Raw genomic sequence first — 18,039 nt, 5'->3', positions numbered from 1 at the left:
GCCCCGGCCTCTTCGGCACCGCCCCGCCCGGCCGACCGGGGGTTCGCTCCGGGAAGCCGGGACCGCTCGAACCGCCCACGGGCCCATCCCACAGAACCGCTCACAACCCTTCACGCAAGTACACATAGGAAATTTCCTACGCGCCCGCCATTGGCATCTGTGCGCTGTTGTGGTGGTGTCCTCGCATTTCTAGCGTGGTGTTCGGCTTCGAGGGATTCACAACGGCCGGCCGCGCACGGGCGGGCGGACAGGCCGCCGTCCTTCCGGGACGCCGGCGCCTCCCGCTCCGGCCGGTCTCGAAGCCCGCGCGGAACACCCGCGTGCGCACCGCACCACACCACACCACAACCGAAAGGAAACGATCATGCGCGCTTACGTGCGTCCCACCCTCGCCAGGGCCGGCGGCTTCCGCAGGACGACCGGGCTCGCCGGCAGGGCCGCTCCGGACCTGCTGGGCGGCAAGAACCTGCTCTGACACGGCTCCCGCCCAACGGCTCCGCACCCGGCACGGGTGCGGAGCACCGGCCGGCCCTCCCCGCCGGCCGGACGGCCGGGTGGCAGCGGCTGCCACCCGGCTCGCCCGTCTTCAGGTCCCGTGACCGAAAGGTGTGTACGTCCATGGGCGGCTCCTTCTCCCCACCCCCCGCGTCCGCGTGGTTCGTCGTCCTCCCCGACACCGAAGCGGCCGCCGGGATCGGCGCACGGGCCCGCGCGCACGCCTCCCGGGAGGTGTCTCACCCCTCCGGCCGCCCCTGGATCCTGGGCCGCTGGGCGCAGGAGGCGCTGACACTGGGGGACTGCGGCGACGCGCGGGTGGCGGTGCTCGGCGAGCATCTGGTCACCGCCGAGGAGGCCGCGCGTGCCGCCGCGGCGGCACGCGGCTGCCTGGCCTCGCTCGACCGGTTCGCCGCGGCGTGGCCCGGTGGCTTCCACCTCGTCGCGAGCGCCGGCGGCCAAGTACGGGTGCAGGGCCCGGTGGTGGGGGTCCGGCGCGTCTTCCACGCCGGCGCCGGTCCGGTGACGGTGGCGGGCGACCGCGCGGACGTGGTGGCGGAGCTCGCGGGCAGGAGTCTGGACGAACGGCGCCTGGCCCTCCACCTGCTGACCCTGGGTCTGCTGCACCCCCTGTCGGGGCAGCCCGTGTGGGACGGGGTGGAGCGCCTGCCCGGCGACCACTGGCTGTGCCTCCCCCCGGAAGGGGGCACGCGGCGGTTCCGCCGGTGGAGCGCGCCGGAGCCCTCCGTGCCCCTGGCGAGAAGCGCCGAGGCGCTGGCGGAGGCGCTGACCGCCGCCGTCGGCGTACGCACCCGGGGCCGCTCCCTGGTGACGGCGGACCTCGGCGGCCTGGACTCGACCGCGGTGTGCTGCGCGGCCGCCCGCGGAACGGCCCGGGTGGTCGCCTACACCGCGCAGACCCACGACCCGCTCGGCGACGACGCGCACTGGGCCCGCCGTACGGTGGCGGCCCTGGGGAACGTGGAGCACCATCTGGTCCCGGCCGAGCGGATACCCCTGACCTACGACGGTCTGGACACCTTCGACGACCGCCTCGACGCCCCCTGCCTGATGGCCGTCGACCACCGGCGCCGCATGAGCCTTCTGGAGCTGGCCGCGCAGCGGGGCTCCACCCTGCATTTGACCGGCATGGGCGGCGACGAGCTTCTGATGGGCTGCGCCGCGCACCTGCACACGATGGTCCGCACGCATCCGCGGACCGCTCTGCGGAGCCTGCGGGGCTTCACCGCCAAGTACGGGTGGTCCCGGCGGGAGGTGCTGCGCCAGCTCCTCGACCGGCGGGACTACTCCTCCTGGCTGAAGGGGGTCGGGGAGGACCTGCTGCGGCCGCAGTCGCGGGAGCGGGAGCCGCTGCTGGAGTGGTGCGTTCCGCCCCGGCTGCCGCCGTGGACGACGCCCGAGGCCGCCCACGCGGTGCGTGAGCGCGTCCTGGCCGAAGCCGCCACCGTGGAGCCGCTGGTTCCGGGGCAGGGCCACGGGCCCCACCGGGAACTGGCCACCATGGACCTCACCTCGCGTTTCGCCCGGCACGTCGACCAGATGGCCGCGCCGCTGGGGATCGCCTGCGAGGCGCCCTACTACGACGACCGGGTCGTCGAGACCTGCCTGGCCGTACGCCCACAGGAGCGGATCACCCCCTTCCGCTACAAGCCGCTGATCGTGGAGGCCATGCGCGGCATCGTGCCCGAGGAGAGCCGTACACGGGCCACCAAGGCCAATGCCGGGATGGAGGCGGAACTCGGCCTGCGCCGCCACCGCGAACGGCTGCTGGCCCTGTTCGAGGACTCCCGTCTGGAACGGCTGGGCCTGATCGACGCCTCCGCACTGCGCCGGTGGTGCGAACGCCCGGTGTCGGCGGAGCTGGGCAGCGAATTGCTGCAGCCGACCGTCGCCTGCGAGGTGTGGCTGCGCTCCCGCGAGAACGCCGCCGTCCCCTCGCGGACGGCCCCCTGACCCACCATCCCGACCGCCTGCGGCGGACCGAACGGAAGGAAGGCCACCATGGCACTCACCCTGCGCTCCGGTGTGCTGATGACCGACACCGAGTACGGGACGGCGCTGCTCGACCAGCGGAGCGGCGAGTACTGGACCCTCAACCCCACCGCGGCCTCCGTGCTGCGGGCCCTGCTGGAGGGCCGCTCCGCCCGGCAGGCGGCGACGGCTCTCACCGGCGAGTACGACGTGGCCCTGGAGGAGGCCGAGGAGGACGTGGCCCGCATTCTCGGCCAGCTGCGCGACGCGCGACTCGTCGCGGACTGAGCGGCCCGGAGGAGGAGGAGAGGAGGAGAAGGTGTCGACCCCCGAAGCGGTTCCGTACGATCCCCGCTCCGTACCCCCGGCACACCGTCTGGCCGCGCGTTTCGCCGTGGGGTGCGCCCATCTGCTGGCCGTGCTGCCGCCGGGCCGCATACGAACCGTCCTCACCCTGCTGCGGCGCGGCGCCCGTCCGGCGACCGAGGCGGAGGCGGCGAAGGCCCGGGAGACGGTGGTCGCGGTGAGCCTGGCCTGCGGCGGGCAGCGCGGCTGCCTGCCGCGCTCGCTGGCCACCGTACTGCTGTGCCGTATGCGCGGCCGATGGCCCGTGTGGTGCGTGGGAGTGCGCACCAGCCCGCCCTTCGCGGCGCACGCCTGGGTGGAGGCCGAGGGGGTTCTCGTGGGCGAGGGCTGCCCGGCCGGGTATTTCCAGCGCTTCTTCACCGTGGGGTGAGGCCGTTGACCTCGCGGGTCGCGCGCCCGTCCGCGGCGGGCACCGTACGCGGCGGAGGACCGGAGGGGGACGAGGGCCCCGGCACAGCCCGGTCCCGGTGGCTCACCGGCCACCCCGGCAAGGGCCCCTCCGGCCGCCGCGCGCTCACCGGACGGCTCCGCCCGCACCGGAACGGCATCCTCGCGGGCACGCTGCTCGGCCTGCTCGGCGGCCTGCTCTCCCTGGCCCAGCCGCTGGCGGCCAAACGGCTGGTGGACGAGCTGGGCGACGGGCGCGCGGCGGCCGGCTGGGTACTGCTGCTCGGCGTGCTGGTACTGGCGGGCGCGCTTCTGGCCGCCGCCGGGCAGTACGTCCTGGAGCGGACCGGGGAGGCCGTGGTCCACACCGTCCGGCGGTCTCTCACCGCGCACCTGCTGCGGCTGCGGGTACCGGCGGTGGAGCACGCCGAGCCCGGTGATCTGATCGCCCGCGCCACCTCCGACACCACCGTCCTGCGGCAGACCGCCGTCCAGTCGGTGGCCTCGGCGGTGGTCGGCTCACTGACCCTCCTGGCGACCGTCGTCCTGATGGGCCTGCTGGACGCGGTGCTGCTGGGCGTCACCCTCGGCGCGCTCGCGCTCGTCGCCGGCGCGGTGGCGGCGGTCGCGCCGAGGATCGGCCGGGCGGTCCGGCAGGCGCAGGAGGCGGTCGGCGTCATGGGCTCCGCCCTCGAACGCGCGCTGGGCGCCTTCCGCACCGTCAAGGCGGCCGGCGCGGAGCCGATGGAGACCGCCCGTCTACACGAGGCGGCCGACGGCGCCCGCCGGGCCGGCGTCCGCGCCGCAGGCTGGGAGGCCGTCTCCGCGACGGCCGGAGGCGTGGCCGTGCAGGTGGCGTTCCTGGCGGTGCTGGGGGTGGGTGGCGCACGGGTGGCCTCGGGGGCCGCGGACGTCTCCACGCTCGTGGCCTTCCTGCTCTACCTCTTCTCACTGGGGCCGCGCGTGCACCAGCTCGTCGACGTCGTGGGCCGGTTCCAGGCGGGTTCGGCCGCGGCCCTGCGCGTGCTGGAGGCGGAGTCGCTGCCCGCCGAGCACGCCGGCGCCGGATCCGCCCCGTCCCCCGCGCCCGCGCCCGCGCTCGCCGGAACGGATCGTCCGGGGCCGGCCTCGCTGGTCTTCGACACAGTCCGCTTCTCCTACCGGGCCGGTCTGCCGCCCGTGCACCGCGGGGTAAGCTTCACCGTCCCGGCGCGGGGGGTGACGGCCCTCGTCGGACCCTCGGGCGCGGGCAAGACCACCGTCTTCTCCCTGGTCGAGCGCTTCCACGAGCCGGACTCCGGGTGCGTTCTGCTCGACGGCCGGGATGTGCGGGACTGGCCGCTGGCCGACCTGCGGGCCGCCATCGGATACGTCGAGCAGGACTGCCCCGTCCTGTCCGGCACCCTCCGCGACAACCTGCTGTTCGGCGTCCCGCCGACCGGTGGACGGGACCTGGACGACGTGCTGCGCCGCACCCGGCTGGAGTCCCTGGTGGCCCGGCTGCCGCAGGGGCTGGACACCCCCGTCGGCCATCGGGGCGACCGGCTCTCGGGAGGCGAACGGCAGCGCATCGCCGTCGCTCGCGCCCTGCTGCGCTCCCCCAGGCTCCTCCTCCTGGACGAGGCCACCTCCCAGCTCGACGCGGCCAACGAGGCCGCTCTGCGGGACACCGTCGCCGACGCCGCCCGGAGCACGACCGTGCTGGTGGTGGCCCACCGGCTGTCCACCGTGACCGCGGCCGACCGGATCGTGGTCATGGAGGAGGGAAGGGTCAGGGCGGTGGGCACCCATGACGAACTGCTGGCCCGCGACGCCCTCTACCGCGAGCTGGCGGCCACTCGGCCGCCCGGCCCGCTTCCCGGGGAGCGCGGGCGGAACGGCACCGGACGGGCGGGGACGGGAAGCCGCCGGCGCGGGCGGCCGCGCTGAGCACGGCCCCGCGGCGGAGCCGCCGGCCCTCACCGCCGCCCGCGGCTTCGCGGTGGTGGGACACGGTCATACCGATACGATGAGGATGAACGGGGCTTTTCATCCGTCCACTCCCCGCGGGAGGGGAAGATGACGAAGAAGAAGGACAGGAAGTTCCGCAAGGGAGACGAGGTCTCCTGGAAGAGCCACGGGAGCGAGGCCGTCGGCAGGGTCGAGAAGGAGATCACCTCCCGTACCGAGGCCGGCGGGCGCACCGTGGACGCGTCCCCCGACGATCCCCAGTACCAGGTCCGCAGCGAGAAGTCCGGCGGCCGGGCGGTCCACCGCCCCGACGCCCTCCGCGAGAAGGAGTCCGGGGATGGCTGAGCACCGCGAGGACCGCGACGGGACCGTCTCCGAGTTCGGGAAGCTGGTCAACCTCACACCCAAGCAGCTCCAGGACTGGCTGGAACGGGAGGAGTCCAAGGCCGCCGGGCAGCATCCGGGCGGCGGGGAGAGCACCGGCCACGCCTCCGGCCGCCGCATCGTCGAGCTGCTGCGGACGCCGAAGTCAGATCTCAGCGACGAGGACGTGGCCCACATGCGCAAGGTCAACGGCTACATCAGGCGGCACCTGGCCCAGCGGCCGTCGGGCGACGTCACCGACACCACCTGGCGGCACTCCCTGATGAACTGGGGACACGACCCTCTCAAGGACGGCTGACGCCGCCCGGCCGCCGTATCGCCCCTCACCTCGCAGGCGTGCGGGAGGACGCGGGTTGCCGGTGCACGGCGATCCCCTCCCGGGAGCCGGCCGGATCGCCCGGTGGCTTCCGGGCGCCGCGGGCCCGGCGGCGCACGCACCGGCTCGTCAGTCGGCCGCCTTGGCGGCCTCGGATACCTCCGCCCGCCCTCCGGCGGGCTTCCCCACCCCGGTGGCGGCCCGGGGCTCGGCCCGCAGGATCCCGGCGGCCCCGGCCGCCACGGCGCACAGGGCCACGGGCAGCAGGAAGGCGACGTTCAGCGGTACGAGATGGGTGAGCGGTCCGATCACGGCAGGTCCGGCGAGCATTCCGAGGTAACCGAGCCCCGCCACCCGTGAGACGTTGGCCCCGGCGGCGTCCGGGTCGGCGTGGCCCGCGGCGCTGAAGAGCTGGGGAACGCAGCCGGACAGCCCCAGGCCGAAGACCGTCCAGCCTGCCAGGGCCAGGGGAATCCAGGGTGAGACCACCACCGCCGACAGGCCGAGCGCGGCCAGGAGAGCGCCGTAGCGGACGATCGCGACCGGACCGAACCGCGCGGCCACCCGGTCGGTGAGCAGGCGTCCGACGGTCATGGCGGTGGCGAAGGCCCCGTAGGCGAGGGCCGCCGTGGCGGCGGGCGCGCCCAGGACGTCCTGCAGGGCGAGCACGCTCCAGTCGTTGGCGACGCCCTCCGCGAGCATCAGCATCAGCGCGAGGGCGGCCAGCGCCCAGATCCGTGCGGGCGTTCCGCGCCGCGCCCCGGCGGCCGCCTTCCGCTCCTCCGCGGCCGGGCCTCCCGGCCCCGCGGGCTCGGGGCGCAGCAGCGCGGGAGCGGCCAGGACGGCGAACAGGAGCCCGGCCGCACCCATCCCGGCGAGGGTCGCGGCGGCGCTCCAGTCCCAGCTGAGGGTGCGGGCTCCGACCAGGGCCGCGAGCACCCCTCCGACGGAGAACACCGCGTGGAAGGCGGACATGACGGGACGCCGGTAGCCGCGCTCCACCTGGACGGCGTGGGTGTTCATGGCGACGTCCAGACAGCCGTTGCCGAAGCCGAACACCAGCAGGGCCGCGCCCAGTGTCCAGGCCCCTTCGGCCAGGCCGGGCAGCACCAGGGACGCGCTGCACAGCACCGCGCTCACCGGCACCACCGCGCGGGCGCCGAAACGGTCGGCCAGCGGGCCGGTCAGCCGCATGCCCGCGAAGGCTCCGCCGCCGAGCAGGAGCAGCAGCCAGCCCAGGACGGCGTGGCTGATCCCCGCGCGGTCCTCCACCACCGGGATGTGGACGACCCACATGCCCATCAGGAAGCCGTTGAGGCCGAAGTAGGCGAAGGTGGCCAGCCGTGCGAGCCGCAGCTTTCTCTCCATGTTCCAGAACTTAACAAACGAGATCGCTGTTCGATAGATTGAATTACACACAAGCTTCATGTTCAATTCATGGCGTGGCGAGCGCGGAACGACTGAGACTGATCACCGAGGCCGTGCGTGAGGCCGGGCAGTTGAGCGTGGCGGAGCTGGCCGGGCTCACCGGCGCCTCGGAGATGACCATCCGGCGCGATCTGGAGGTCCTGGCCGACCAGGGGGTCCTGGAGCGCTACCGCGGCGGGGCCAGCAGCCTGCTGCTGCGCGGCGAGGAGCCCCCGTTCGGGCTGCGGGAGCTGGAGAGGCCGGACGCCAAGCGGCGGATCGGCGCCGAGGCGGCCTCCCTGATCGCCGACGGCGAGTCGGTCGTCCTCGACAGCGGTACGACCTGCCTGGAGGTGGCCCGCGCCCTGGCCGACCGCAGGCTGACCGTCATGCCGCTGTCCCTGCACGCCGCCAACGCCCTCACCGGCGCCCCCCGGCTGAAGCTGCTGCTGCCCGGCGGGGAGCCGCGCCCGGGCGAGCTGGCGCTGACCGGACCGCTGGCCGAGGCGTCCCTGGCCGCGCTGCGCTTCGACACCGCCGTCATCGGCTGCTGCGGACTGAACGCGGCGGACGGGCTGACCGCGTACGACCTGGCCGACGCCGCCGTCAAACGCGCCGCGATCGCCTCGGCCCGCCGGGTGGTCGCGGTCGCCGACGCGGCCAAGTTCTCCCGCACCGCCCTCGCCTTCGTCGCGCCGGCCTCGGCTCTCGACGCGGTGGTGACGGAGGAGGGCGCCCCCGGGGAGGAGACGGGCGCGCTGGCCGCGGCCGGCGTGGCCGTACGGAAGGTGTGAACCGCCTCGCCCCGGTGGGCCCGCCCGCCGACCGACCGGGACGGGGCGGGGGGGACGGCTACGGGGCCTTCAGCAATCCCGTGACCACCCTGCCGAACAGCAGCCGGGCCGCCCAGGCCGTCGGCGGGTCCAGCAGACGCGGCAGTCCCCGCACCCGCACCTCCTCGCGCCAGACGGCCACTGATCCCCCGCCGATGGGAACCACCTCCGCCTCGGCCCAGCCGAGCACGACCCTCCCCCGCTTCTCCACACGGCAGCGGCCGGGACGGTCTGCGGTGGGCGGCTCCCAGTGCACGACCTCCATGGGGTCGTCGAACCCGGCGCGCCCGGTGCCCGTACGCGCCGTGAAGCGCGTGCCGACGCCGGTGGGCGGCGCGGTGGTGACCGTGATCGCGGTGAACGGGACGTGGCGGGCGTGGTTCTCCCAGGTGGTCAGCCGGCGCCACGCCTCTTCGGCCGGAAGGCGGGTGCGGCGCTCGATCCGGATGAGGGGCATACCGCGACGGTAGACACCGCGCGCCCGCACACCCGGTCGACCCGCCGAGCACCGCCCCGGGTGACGTCCGCCGGCCGGGGCACCGGCCCCGTCACGGCCGGTGTGCCGGCCGGGAGGGGGCGCCGGCTCAGCAGATGCGGGGCAGCTGCTCGCCCAGCGGCAGGTCCACCACACGGGTGCCGCCGAATCCGGTGCGGGCCACGACCATGCCCGGGTGGTCCGCCACGCACTCCCCGACGACCGCGGCCCCGGCGCCCTGGGGGTGCGCCCGCATCGCGGCGAGTACGGCGTCGGCCCGCCCGCGCGGGACGAAGGCCACCAGACGGCCCTCGTTGGCCACGTACAGCGGGTCCAGCCCCAGGAAACCGCAGGCGGCCGACACGGCCTCCGGAACGGGCAGGTCCCGCTCGTTCAGCACGACGCCGGCGCCGGACGCCGCCGCGATCTCGTTCAGCGCCGTGCCCAGCCCGCCGCGGGTGGGGTCGCGCAGCGCGTGGAGGTCCGGGGCGGCCGCGAGCATCGCCTGCACCAGGCCGCCCAGGGGCGCGGTGTCGCTGGACACCTCCACCCCGAACTCCAGCCCCTCGCGGACGCTCATGATGGCCACCCCGTGCATCCCGATCGGCCCACTGACGATCACCACATCGCCGGGTTCGGCCCGCTGCGGGCGGATGTCGACGCCTTCGGGGATCAGTCCGATGCCGGCGGTGTTGACGAAGATCCCGTCGCCGTGCCCGGCGTCGACCACCTTGGTGTCGCCGGTGGCGACGGTGACGCCGGCCGCCGCGGCGGCCGTGCCGACCGCCTGGGCGACCCGCCGGACCACCGACAGCTCGGTGCCCTCCTCGATGATGAAGGCGCACGACAGGTACGCGGCCCGCGCGCCGCTCATGGCCAGGTCGTTGACGGTGCCGTTGACGGCCAGGTCGCCGATGCAGCCACCGGGGAAGAACAGCGGGCGCACCACGTAGGAGTCGGTGGAGAACGCCAGGCGCGCGCCGCCCAGCGACAGCGCGGCCGAGTCGGCGAGCCCGGCCAGCGTCTCGTTGCCGTAGGCGGGGACGAAGAGGTGCTCCACCAGTTCGGCGGAGAGGGCCCCGCCGCCGCCGTGACCCATGACGACCACCGGATGGTCGCGCAGCGGGGCCGGGCAGGTCCACTCGGCGGGGTCCACGGGTTCGGCGGTCGTGCCGGTGGTGCCGGTGGTGCCGGTGGTGCCGCTGCCGCTGGTGGTGTCAGCCAACGGAGGTCGCCTCCCTCACCGGCTCGGTGCCGCGCGCCGGGCCGCCCAGGCGCCGGTAGAGGTGGTAGGCGGCGCAGGCGCCCTCGCTGGAGACCATGGTGGCGCCCAGCGGGTTGCGGGGGGTGCAGGTGGTGCCGAAGGCCTCGCACTCGTTGGGTTTGATCAGCCCCTGGAGCACCTCGCCGCTGCGGCAGACCCCGGACTCGCGCGTCGTGATGCCGCCGACCTCGAAGCGGTGCTCGGCGTCGTACTCGCGGAACGCCTTCGACAGCCGCCAGCCGCTGGCCGGGATCATCCCGATGCCCCGCCAGGCGCGGTCGGTGACCTCGAAGACCTCCTCCAGCATCCGCCGCGCGGCGGGGTTGCCCTCCTCCCGCACCGCCCGGGGGTAGGCGTTCTCCACCCGGTGCTCGCCGCTCTCGAGCTGGCGGACGGTGCGGCGCACGCCTTCGAGGATGTCCAGCGGTTCGAAACCGGTGACCACGATGGGCACGCCGAAGCGGTCGGCCAGCGCCGGGTACTCGGCCGTCCCCATCACGCTGCACACGTGGCCGGCGGCCAGGAACGCCTGGACCCGGCAGTGCGGTGCCCGCATGATCGCCTCGATGGCGGGCGGCACGCGCACGTGCGAGATCAGCATGCTGTAGTTGCGGATGCCGCGCCGCCGCGCCTCGTGGACGGTCATCGCGTTGGCCGGCGCGGTGGTCTCGAATCCGACGCCGAAGAAGACCACCTCGCGGTCGGGGTTGCGCTGCGCGATCTCCAGCGCGTCCAGCGGTGAGTACACCACCCGTACGTCCCCGCCGGCGCTCTTGATCCGGAACAGGTCGCGGTCGGTGCCGGGGACGCGGAGCATGTCGCCGAAGGAGCAGAAGACGACCCCGGGACGGGAGGCGATCTCCAGCGCCTTGTCGATCATCTCCAGGGGGGTGACGCACACCGGGCAGCCGGGGCCGTGGATGAGCTCGATGTGCCCGGGCAGCAGCTGGTCGATGCCGTGCCGGATGATCGAGTGGGTCTGGCCTCCGCAGACCTCCATCATGGTCCAGGGGCGGGTGGCGGTGGCGTGGATGTCCTCCAGCAGCCGCTTCGCCAGCTCCGGGTCGTTGAACTCCTCGATGTACTTCACCTGGTGACCTCCTTCGCCGCGGCCGGCCGCTCCGTGCGCGGGCCGGCCGTCTCCGCCGGGGCGGCCTTGGGCCGGTCCTGCCCGGCCTCGGCTGCCGCCCGTTCCCATGCGTCGCCGAACTCCTCGTCCAGCAGGCCCAGTTGTTCGAACAGCTCCAGCGACGCCCTGGCCGACTCCTCGTCCAGCCGCTGCAGCGCGAAGCCGACGTGGACGATCACGTACTCGCCGGCCTCCACGTCGGGCAGGTAGGCCAGGCACACGTCCTTGACCACTCCGCCGAAGTCGACGCGCGCCATGCGCGTGCCGTCCCGTTCCTCGATTCCGGTCACCCTGCCGGGCACCGCCAGGCACATGTGCGTTCTCCGTCCGTCGCCGGTGAGTTCACTGATGGGTCGTGAGGTTTCGCCGGGGCCCGTCAGGGAGCCCCGGCGCGCGCCGCCACGAGCAGCTGGCCGAGGGCGAGGCCTCCGTCGCCGGGCGGCACGCGGTGGTGGCGCAGCACCGTGAAGCCGGCGGTGCGCAGCCGCCGTTCGCACTCCTCGTCCAGCAGCGCGTTGGCGAACACCCCGCCGGACAGGGCGACGGTGGCCGCCTCGGTGTCCCGGCGCGCCCACCGGCAGATCTCCTCCACCGCCCCGGCCACGGCCCGGTGGAACCGCGCGGCGACGACCGGGGTGGGGGCGCCGGAGCGCAGGTCGCTGACGGCCTCGCGCAGTACGGGTGCGGGGTCGAGCACCATCGCGCCCGTGCCGTCCGGGGCCGGCCGGCGCAGGGCGAAGGCGTACCCGGGCCCGTCCTCCTGCCACGCCGCCGCGGCGGCGGCCTCCAGTTCGACGGCGGCCTGCCCCTCGTACCCGGCCCGGTGGCACACCCCGGCCAGCGAGGAGACCGCGTCGAACAGCCGCCCCATGCTGGAGGTGGGCACACAGGCCAGCGAGCGCTCCAACTGCCTTTCCAGGAGGCTCCGTTCCTCCGGCGTGCAGGCGGCGGCGCACGGCAGGTCCGGATCCCAGGGGATCCTGGCGGAGCGCAGATGGGACAGCGCCATGCGGCAGGGGTTGCCCACCCCGGCGTCGCCGCCGGGCAGGGGTACGTACGCCAGGTGCGCCAGTCGCCGGTAGCCGCCGTAGCCGGCGAGCAGCACCTCTCCGCCCCACACGGCCCCGTCGTCGCCGTAGCCGGTGCCGTCGAAGGCGACGCCGATGACCGGGACGCCGCCGTCCAGCCCGTTCTCGGCCATGGCCGAGGCGATGTGCGCGTGGTGGTGCTGCACCCGGCGCAGGGGCCTGCCTCCGGCGCGGTCGCGGGCCCACCGTGTCGAGCGGTAGCCGGGGTGGCGGTCGGCGGCCAGCAGCCGGGGCTCGACGCCGGTCAGCACGCGCAGGCGTTCCCGCGCGCCGTCCAGCGCGCGCAGGGCGGACAGGTCGTCCAGGTCCCCGATGTGGGGCGAGAACCAGGCGGAGCGCCCCTCGGCGAGGCAGATCGCGTTCTTCAGGTCCGCGCCGGCGGCCAGGGAGGGCTCCACCGGCACGGGAAGTGCGATGGGGGCGGGAACATGGCCGCGCGAGCGGCGCAGGACGACCTCGCTCCCGTCCGCGCGCACACGCACCACCGAGTCGTCGCAGGGCGCCGCGATGGGCCTGTCGTGCCACAGCCAGGCGTCGGCCAGTCCCGCAAGCCGGGTCAGGGCCTCGCGGTCGTCGGTCACGATGGGCTCGCCCGACCGGTTGCCGCTGGTCATCACCAGCACCTCGGGGCCGGGCGGGTCGCCGGGCAGACCGAACAGCAGCCGGTGCAGCGGGGTGTAGGGCAGCAACACCCCCACGTCCGGGCTGCCCGGGCAGACTCCGTCCGCCAGCGGGCCGTCCCCCCGTTCGCCGGGCCGGTGGCGGCGCAGCAGCACGATGGGGCGCGGCCGCCCGGTCAGCGCCCGGTGTTCGGCGGGGCCGACGCGGCCGAGCCGGGCGGCGGCCCGCGCGTCGCGGCACATCACCGCGAAGGGCCTGGCGCCCCGGGCCTTGCGCTCGCGCAGGGCGGTGACGGCGGCGGGATTCGTCGCGTCGCAGGCCAGGTGGTAGCCGCCGATGCCCTTGACCGCCACGACCGCGCCCTCGGCCAGCAGCCGGCGGGCCCCGGCCAGCGCCTCCTCGCCCGTGGCCGCGCCCGTGCCCGCGACCGCGCCGCGGGCACGGGTGAGCCTCAGCCGGGGGCCGCAGTCGTGGCAGGCGACCGGCTGGGCGTGGAAGCGGCGGTCGGCGGGGTCGGCGTACTCCCGTGCGCAGTCCGGGCACAGGGGGAAGGCGGCCATGGTCGTGGCCGCGCGGTCGTAGGGCAGCGCGGTGGCGATGGTGAACCGCGGGCCGCAGTGGGTGCAGGTGACGAACGGGTGCCGGTGGCGGCGGTCGGCCGGGTCCGCCAGCTCCCGCAGGCAGTCGTCGCAGGTGGCGGTGTCGGGCGGGATCAGGGTGCGGCCCCCGCCCCGCTCGGAGGGGCGGATGACGAACCCCGCGCCGTCCGGGCCCGTATCCGGTCCGGCCTCCAGTGGCGGGATCTCCTCGACCGCCACCGAGGAGACGACCGCCAGGGGCGGCGCCTGCTCCGCCAGCCCCCGGCAGAACGCCTCCACCGCCGCGGGCGCGCCCTCGACCTCCGCGACCACCCCGCCGGCGTTGTTCAGCGCGTGGCCCGACAGTCCCAGCCGCGAGGCCAGTGCGTGGACGAAGGGACGGAAGCCCACTCCCTGCACGGTGCCGCGCACGGTCAGACGCCGCCGTACGCGGTCCGCCCCGGCGTCCGGCCCCGGCCGGCCCTCGACGGTGGCCGTCATGGCGCTCCTCTCCGCCCGTCCCTGCCCGCCGCTACCGTGCGGACAGGCCGGCGCCGGGCAGCGCGCCCGGCCCGCCGGGGTGCGCGTGCGGGTGCTCGTGGTCGCGGGGGTGCTCCCGCGGGTGCTCGTGGACGTCCTCGCGGCCCTGCTCATGACCGTGCTCGTGGCGGTGTTCGCGCAGGTGCCGTCCGGCGAGCGGGGGCCGGTGGGGGCGGGCGCCCTCGCACACGGCCAGCACCCTGTCCAGGAGCGCGTCGACGCCCTGTCCGGTGCGGGCGGAGGTGTGCAGCACCTCGACCCCGGGGTTGACCCGCTCCACGCTCTCGGCGAAGGTGTCGCCGTCGAATCCGGCGGCCTCGCCGAGGTCGGTCTTGCTCAGCACGACCAGGTTCGCCAGACCGAAGGCGGTGGGGTACTTCACCGGCTTGTCCTCGCCCTCGGTGACCGACATCAGCACCACCCGCAGCCTCTCGCCCAGGTCGTAGGCGGCGGGGCAGACCAGGTTCCCCACGTTCTCCACGAGGAGCGCCCGGGTGCCCTCGGGCGGCCAGCCCTCCAGATGGCCGCGCATCTGGGCGGCCTCCAGGTGGCACAGCCCGCCGGTGAGGACCTGCTTGACCGGCGCGCCGGACCTGGCCAGCCGCCGTGCGTCGTTCTCGGTGGCCAGGTCGGCGGTCAGTGCCGCCGCCGGCACGCCGCGTCCGGCGGCGCGGGCCAGGAGGAGCTCCAGCAGGGCGGTCTTGCCGCTGCCCGGGCTGGACAGCAGGTTGACGGCCGTGATCCCCCGGCCGTCCAGCTCGCGGCGCAGTCCGGCCGCCAGTGTGTCGTTACTGGCCAGTACGGCCTGCCGCACGTCCACGACCCGGCACATCAGACGATTCCTCCCTGTCGTTCCCCCTGTGGGGCCGAGCCGCCGTCGCAGGACGCGCCGGCCGGCGGGAGCGTGACGTCGACGATCTCCAGTTCCCGTCCGGCGACCACTTCCGTCGCGCCCTCCCCGCACTCCGGGCACCACAGCCGCAGCGGGACTCCGGGGGCGAACTCCAGCGCGCAGGCCGTGCAGCGGGCGCGGGCGGGGACGTCCTCGATGACGAGTTCGGCGCCGGCCAGCTCCGTGCCCTCGGTGACGACCTCGAAGGAGAACCGCAGCGCGTCGGCGACCACGCCGGACAGTTCGCCCACGCGCAGGCGCACCGCCTCCACCGAGGAGGCGCCGTGGCGGCGGGCGGTGTCCTGCGCGCTCTCCACCACGGCGGCGGCGATCGACAGCTCGTGCATGGGGGGTCACGCTAGCCATCCGCTCCGGCTTCCCCGGGGGCCGCCGGTCCGGGTTCCGGGCGAGTTCCCCCGTACAGCCCAGGCGCCGCGGCGGTATCCGTCCACGGCGGTCCCCACCCCGGACGCGCGGGCGCGTCCGGAAGGAGGCGCTTCCCGTCGCGGCACGTTTGAGTTGTGGGGGTTTGCTGGAAATGTCACGATCCGTGAAGCGGTCGGCGGCCCGGGGCACACGGCTCGCCGCTCGCCCCGGGCCCGGACCCCGGTCCCCGCCACCCGCAGGGAAGGAAGGCTCCATGAGCACCGACACGCTGGCCCCCGGCGGCGTCGACGAGGTCCACATCCTGTGGACCTCCGAGGGCATGAGCTGCGACGGCGACACGGTCTCGGTCACCGCCGCGACACTGCCGAGCCTGGAGGACGTCGTCCTCGGGGCGATTCCCGGCATCCCCAAGGTCCACCTGCACAACAAGGTGCTGGCCTACGAGACCGGCGAGGACTTCACCCGCGCCTTCCACCGGGCCGCCGAGGACGAACTGGGACCGTTCGTCCTGGTGGTCGAGGGTTCCATCCCCAACGAGAACATCAACGGGGACGGCTACTGGACGTCGATGGGCAACGACCCCGACACCGGTGAGCCGATCACCCTCAACCAGTGGATCGACCGCCTGGCGCACAAGGCGTACGCGGTGGTGGCCATCGGCACCTGCGCCACCTACGGCGGCATCCACGCCATGGCGGGCAACCCGACCGGCTGCATGGGACTGGCCGACTACCTGGGCTGGGACTTCCGCTCCGCGGGCGGGCTGCCGATCGTCAACGTGCCCGGCTGCCCGGTGCAGCCGGACAACTTCATGGAGACCCTGCTGTGGGTCCTGCACCAGGCGGCAGGGCTCGCGCCGCCGATCCCGCTGGACGACCAGCTGCGGCCGACCTGGCTGTTCGGCAAGACCGTCCACGAGGGCTGCGACCGGGCGGCCTACTACGAGCAGGGCGACTTCGCGCTGGACTACAACTCCCCCAAGTGCCAGGTGAAGATCGGCTGCTGGGGCCCGGTGGTGAACTGCAACGTCCCCAAGCGCGGCTGGATGGACGGCATCGGCGGCTGCCCCAACGTCGGCGGCATCTGCATCGCCTGCACCATGCCGGGCTTCCCCGACAAGTTCATGCCCTTCATGGACGAGCCCCCCGGGGGCAGCGTCTCCTCCGGGCTGCTGAGCCGGACCTACGGGCCGCTGGTGCGCTCCCTGCGCGCCGTCACCAACCGCACGGTGAACAAGGAGCCCAGGTGGCGCCACAACCGCGCCGAGCTGACCTCCGGCTACGACCCCCGGTGGTCGGGCCGGTGACGACGAACCGCACGCCGGCGCCGAGGACGCCGAGAACGCCCGAGAGGCTCGAAAGGACCGCTCCGTGACGACCAGCCAGACCGTCCCGGTCGAGCAGCGCACCCTCACCGAGGTGGCGTTCGACCCCATCACCAGGATCATCGGCAACCTGGGCATCTACACCAAGATCGACTTCCCCAACCGGGAGGTCGTCGAGTGCCGGAGCACGTCCTCGATCTTCCGCGGCTACAGCGTCTTCATGAAGGGCAAGGACCCCCGCGACGCGCACTTCATCACCAGCCGCATCTGCGGCATCTGCGGCGACAACCACGCGGTGTGCTCGATCTACGCGCAGAACATGGCGTACGGAGTGAAGACCCCGCCCCTGGGCGAGTGGATCGTCAACCTCGGCGAGGCCGCCGAGTACATGTTCGACCACACGATCTTCCAGGACAACATGGTCTTCGTCGACTACTGCGAACGCATGGTCAAGGAGACCAACCCGTCCGTCCTGGAGCGCGCCGAGCGGACCGCGGCCCCGCGCGGCGACGTGCACGGCCACCGCACGATCGCCGACATCATGCGCTCCTACAACCCCTTCGAGGGCGCCACCTACAAGGAAGCCCTCACCATGAGCCGCCTCACCCGCGAGATGTGCTGCCTGATGGAGGGCCGGCACGTCCACCCCTCCACGCTCTACCCCGGCGGCGTCGGCACCGTGGCCACCCCACAGGTCTTCACCGACTACCTGGTGCGGCTGATGCGCTGCATGGACTTCGTCAAGCGGGCCGTCGCCATGAACGACGACGTCTTCGACTTCTTCTACGAGGCCCTGCCCGGCTACGAGGAGGTCGGCCGCCGCCGCACGCTGCTGGGCTGCTGGGGCGCCTTCCAGGACCCGGACGTGGTCGACTACGACTACCGGACGATGAACGAGTGGGGCAACGCCATGTTCGTCACCCCCGGCATCGTCGTGGACGGCGAACTGGTCACCACCGACCTGGTCGACATCAACCTGGGCATGCGGATCCTGCTGGGCAGCTCCTACTACGAGGACTGGATCGGCGAGGAGACCTACGTCGACAAGGACCCGCTCGGCAACCCGGTCGATCCCCGCCACCCGTGGAACCAGACCACCCTGCCCGCCCCCCAGAAGCGCGACCTGGACGGCGGCAAGTACAGCTGGGTGATGAGCCCCCGCTGGTACGACAGGCGGACGAACGACTTCCTCGCCCTGGACACCGGCGGCGGCCCGATCGCCCGGCTGTGGGCCACCGCCCTGGCCGGGAAGGTGCGCACCCCGTACGTCCGCTCCACCGGGCGCAGCGTCGAGATCGACCTGCCGAAGACCCCGGCCATGCCGGAGATGCGGCTGGAGTGGACCCCGCCGCCCTTCCCCAACACCATCGAGCGCAACCGGGCGCGGATGTACTTCGTCGCCTACGCCGCCGCGATGGCCCTGCACTTCGTCGACAAGGCGATGGAGGAGGTGCGGGCCGGGCGCACCAAGGTCTTCCAGGACTTCGACGTCCCCGAGGAGGGCATCGGCGTGGGCTTCCACGAGGCCGTGCGCGGCGTCCTCTCCCACCACCTGGTGATCCGCGACAAGAAGATCGCCAACTACCACCCCTACCCCCCGACCCCCTGGAA

18 protein-coding genes are annotated in these 18,039 nt (G+C 74.2%); 10 read left to right on the top strand and 8 right to left on the bottom strand.

Going from position 1 to position 18,039, the window contains the following annotated elements; all coding sequences use genetic code 11:
• The first annotated feature begins 364 nt into the window (after positions 1-364).
• The 7 genes from L7D48_RS12975 to L7D48_RS12945 all read left to right on the top strand — a co-directional run bounded on the left by L7D48_RS12975 (position 365) and on the right by L7D48_RS12945 (position 5,872).
• Positions 365-475 (top strand): keywimysin-related RiPP, encoded by a 111-nt coding sequence (locus L7D48_RS12975; RefSeq protein ID WP_237879576.1) that lies wholly within the window; start codon positions 365-367, stop codon positions 473-475.
• 143 nt (positions 476-618) lie between these two features.
• A complete protein-coding gene (locus L7D48_RS12970) occupies positions 619-2,469 on the top strand; it encodes a lasso peptide isopeptide bond-forming cyclase (RefSeq protein WP_237879575.1) in 1,851 nt (616 codons plus the stop codon).
• Positions 2,470-2,517: 48 nt separating this feature from the next.
• Entirely contained in the window at positions 2,518-2,775 is a 258-nt protein-coding gene (locus tag L7D48_RS12965; protein WP_237879574.1) for a lasso peptide biosynthesis PqqD family chaperone, read from the top strand.
• A gap of 31 nt (positions 2,776-2,806) precedes the next feature.
• On the top strand, positions 2,807-3,223 hold the full coding sequence (locus L7D48_RS12960; RefSeq protein ID WP_237879573.1) for a lasso peptide biosynthesis B2 protein: 417 nt from the start codon (positions 2,807-2,809) through the stop codon (positions 3,221-3,223).
• A 5-nt stretch (positions 3,224-3,228) separates the two neighbouring features.
• Positions 3,229-5,169, top strand: a complete 1,941-nt coding sequence (locus tag L7D48_RS12955; protein ID WP_374492111.1) for an ABC transporter ATP-binding protein — start codon at positions 3,229-3,231, stop codon at positions 5,167-5,169.
• Positions 5,170-5,298: 129 nt separating this feature from the next.
• Positions 5,299-5,535: a DUF2945 domain-containing protein gene (locus L7D48_RS12950; protein WP_237879572.1), complete on the top strand. Its 237-nt coding sequence runs from the start codon at positions 5,299-5,301 to the stop codon at positions 5,533-5,535.
• A complete protein-coding gene (locus L7D48_RS12945) occupies positions 5,528-5,872 on the top strand; it encodes a DUF3140 domain-containing protein (protein WP_237879571.1) in 345 nt (114 codons plus the stop codon). The genes L7D48_RS12950 and L7D48_RS12945 overlap by 8 nt, the downstream gene beginning before the upstream one ends.
• Positions 5,873-6,019: 147 nt before the next feature.
• Here the strand turns inward: L7D48_RS12945 and L7D48_RS12940 are convergent, their stop codons facing one another.
• On the bottom strand, positions 6,020-7,258 hold the full coding sequence (locus tag L7D48_RS12940) for an MFS transporter (protein ID WP_237879570.1): 1,239 nt from the start codon (positions 7,256-7,258) through the stop codon (positions 6,020-6,022).
• A 74-nt stretch (positions 7,259-7,332) separates the two neighbouring features.
• On the opposite strand from L7D48_RS12940, the gene L7D48_RS12935 reads away from it, so the two are divergent.
• Positions 7,333-8,091 (top strand): DeoR/GlpR family DNA-binding transcription regulator, encoded by a 759-nt coding sequence (locus L7D48_RS12935; protein ID WP_237879569.1) that lies wholly within the window; start codon positions 7,333-7,335, stop codon positions 8,089-8,091.
• A gap of 58 nt (positions 8,092-8,149) precedes the next feature.
• On the opposite strand, the gene L7D48_RS12930 is transcribed toward L7D48_RS12935, so the two are convergent.
• The 7 genes from L7D48_RS12930 to hypA all read right to left on the bottom strand — a co-directional run bounded on the left by L7D48_RS12930 (position 8,150) and on the right by hypA (position 15,064).
• Positions 8,150-8,587: an SRPBCC family protein gene (locus L7D48_RS12930; RefSeq protein WP_237879568.1), complete on the bottom strand. Its 438-nt coding sequence runs from the start codon at positions 8,585-8,587 to the stop codon at positions 8,150-8,152.
• A gap of 127 nt (positions 8,588-8,714) precedes the next feature.
• On the bottom strand, positions 8,715-9,704 hold the full coding sequence (gene hypE, locus L7D48_RS12925) for a hydrogenase expression/formation protein HypE (RefSeq protein WP_237879577.1): 990 nt from the start codon (positions 9,702-9,704) through the stop codon (positions 8,715-8,717).
• Between the two features lie 118 nt (positions 9,705-9,822).
• Positions 9,823-10,959, bottom strand: coding sequence for a hydrogenase formation protein HypD (hypD, locus tag L7D48_RS12920; RefSeq protein WP_237879567.1), 1,137 nt, complete (start codon positions 10,957-10,959; stop codon positions 9,823-9,825).
• Complete coding sequence (locus L7D48_RS12915) at positions 10,956-11,312, bottom strand: HypC/HybG/HupF family hydrogenase formation chaperone (protein WP_237879566.1); 357 nt, start codon at positions 11,310-11,312, stop codon at positions 10,956-10,958. Before L7D48_RS12915 ends, hypD begins: the two co-directional genes overlap by 4 nt.
• 62 nt (positions 11,313-11,374) lie before the next feature.
• Positions 11,375-13,786, bottom strand: a complete 2,412-nt coding sequence (gene hypF, locus L7D48_RS12910; protein ID WP_237879565.1) for a carbamoyltransferase HypF — start codon at positions 13,784-13,786, stop codon at positions 11,375-11,377.
• A 31-nt stretch (positions 13,787-13,817) separates the two neighbouring features.
• Entirely contained in the window at positions 13,818-14,657 is an 840-nt protein-coding gene (gene hypB, locus L7D48_RS12905; RefSeq protein WP_237879564.1) for a hydrogenase nickel incorporation protein HypB, read from the bottom strand.
• Positions 14,657-15,064 carry a hydrogenase maturation nickel metallochaperone HypA gene (gene hypA / locus L7D48_RS12900; protein ID WP_237879563.1) on the bottom strand — a complete coding sequence of 136 codons (408 nt, stop codon included), beginning with the start codon at positions 15,062-15,064 and terminating at the stop codon, positions 14,657-14,659. Before hypA ends, hypB begins: the two co-directional genes overlap by 1 nt.
• 293 nt (positions 15,065-15,357) lie before the next feature.
• On the opposite strand from hypA, the gene L7D48_RS12895 reads away from it, so the two are divergent.
• Both L7D48_RS12895 and L7D48_RS12890 read left to right on the top strand, forming a co-directional pair.
• Entirely contained in the window at positions 15,358-16,410 is a 1,053-nt protein-coding gene (locus L7D48_RS12895) for a hydrogenase expression protein HypE (RefSeq protein WP_237879562.1), read from the top strand.
• Positions 16,411-16,474: 64 nt separating this feature from the next.
• Positions 16,475-18,039, top strand: a 1,565-nt coding sequence (locus L7D48_RS12890) for a nickel-dependent hydrogenase large subunit (protein WP_237879561.1), incomplete at its 3' end; no start/stop codon positions are given.

This window comes from Streptomyces sp. ICN903 (genome assembly GCF_022015835.1).
Lineage (GTDB): Bacteria > Actinomycetota > Actinomycetes > Streptomycetales > Streptomycetaceae > Streptomyces > Streptomyces fenghuangensis.
The sequence above is the reverse complement of the archived record's forward strand: the minus strand, read 5'-3'. Positions and strand labels throughout refer to the sequence as shown.

Coding starts and splice junctions, on each gene's coding strand:
- hypF (WP_237879565.1), bottom strand. CDS start 13,786: ATGACGGCCACCGTCGAGGGCCGGCCGGGGCCGGACGCCGGGGCGGAC.
- hypB (WP_237879564.1), bottom strand. CDS start 14,657: ATGTGCCGGGTCGTGGACGTGCGGCAGGCCGTACTGGCCAGTAACGAC.
- hypE (WP_237879577.1), bottom strand. CDS start 9,704: ATGGGTCACGGCGGCGGCGGGGCCCTCTCCGCCGAACTGGTGGAGCAC.
- L7D48_RS12940 (WP_237879570.1), bottom strand. CDS start 7,258: ATGGAGAGAAAGCTGCGGCTCGCACGGCTGGCCACCTTCGCCTACTTC.
- L7D48_RS12930 (WP_237879568.1), bottom strand. CDS start 8,587: ATGCCCCTCATCCGGATCGAGCGCCGCACCCGCCTTCCGGCCGAAGAG.
- L7D48_RS12895 (WP_237879562.1), top strand. CDS start 15,358: ATGAGCACCGACACGCTGGCCCCCGGCGGCGTCGACGAGGTCCACATC.
- L7D48_RS12915 (WP_237879566.1), bottom strand. CDS start 11,312: ATGTGCCTGGCGGTGCCCGGCAGGGTGACCGGAATCGAGGAACGGGAC.
- L7D48_RS12950 (WP_237879572.1), top strand. CDS start 5,299: ATGACGAAGAAGAAGGACAGGAAGTTCCGCAAGGGAGACGAGGTCTCC.
- L7D48_RS12965 (WP_237879574.1), top strand. CDS start 2,518: ATGGCACTCACCCTGCGCTCCGGTGTGCTGATGACCGACACCGAGTAC.
- L7D48_RS12975 (WP_237879576.1), top strand. CDS start 365: ATGCGCGCTTACGTGCGTCCCACCCTCGCCAGGGCCGGCGGCTTCCGC.
- L7D48_RS12970 (WP_237879575.1), top strand. CDS start 619: ATGGGCGGCTCCTTCTCCCCACCCCCCGCGTCCGCGTGGTTCGTCGTC.
- L7D48_RS12945 (WP_237879571.1), top strand. CDS start 5,528: ATGGCTGAGCACCGCGAGGACCGCGACGGGACCGTCTCCGAGTTCGGG.
- hypA (WP_237879563.1), bottom strand. CDS start 15,064: ATGCACGAGCTGTCGATCGCCGCCGCCGTGGTGGAGAGCGCGCAGGAC.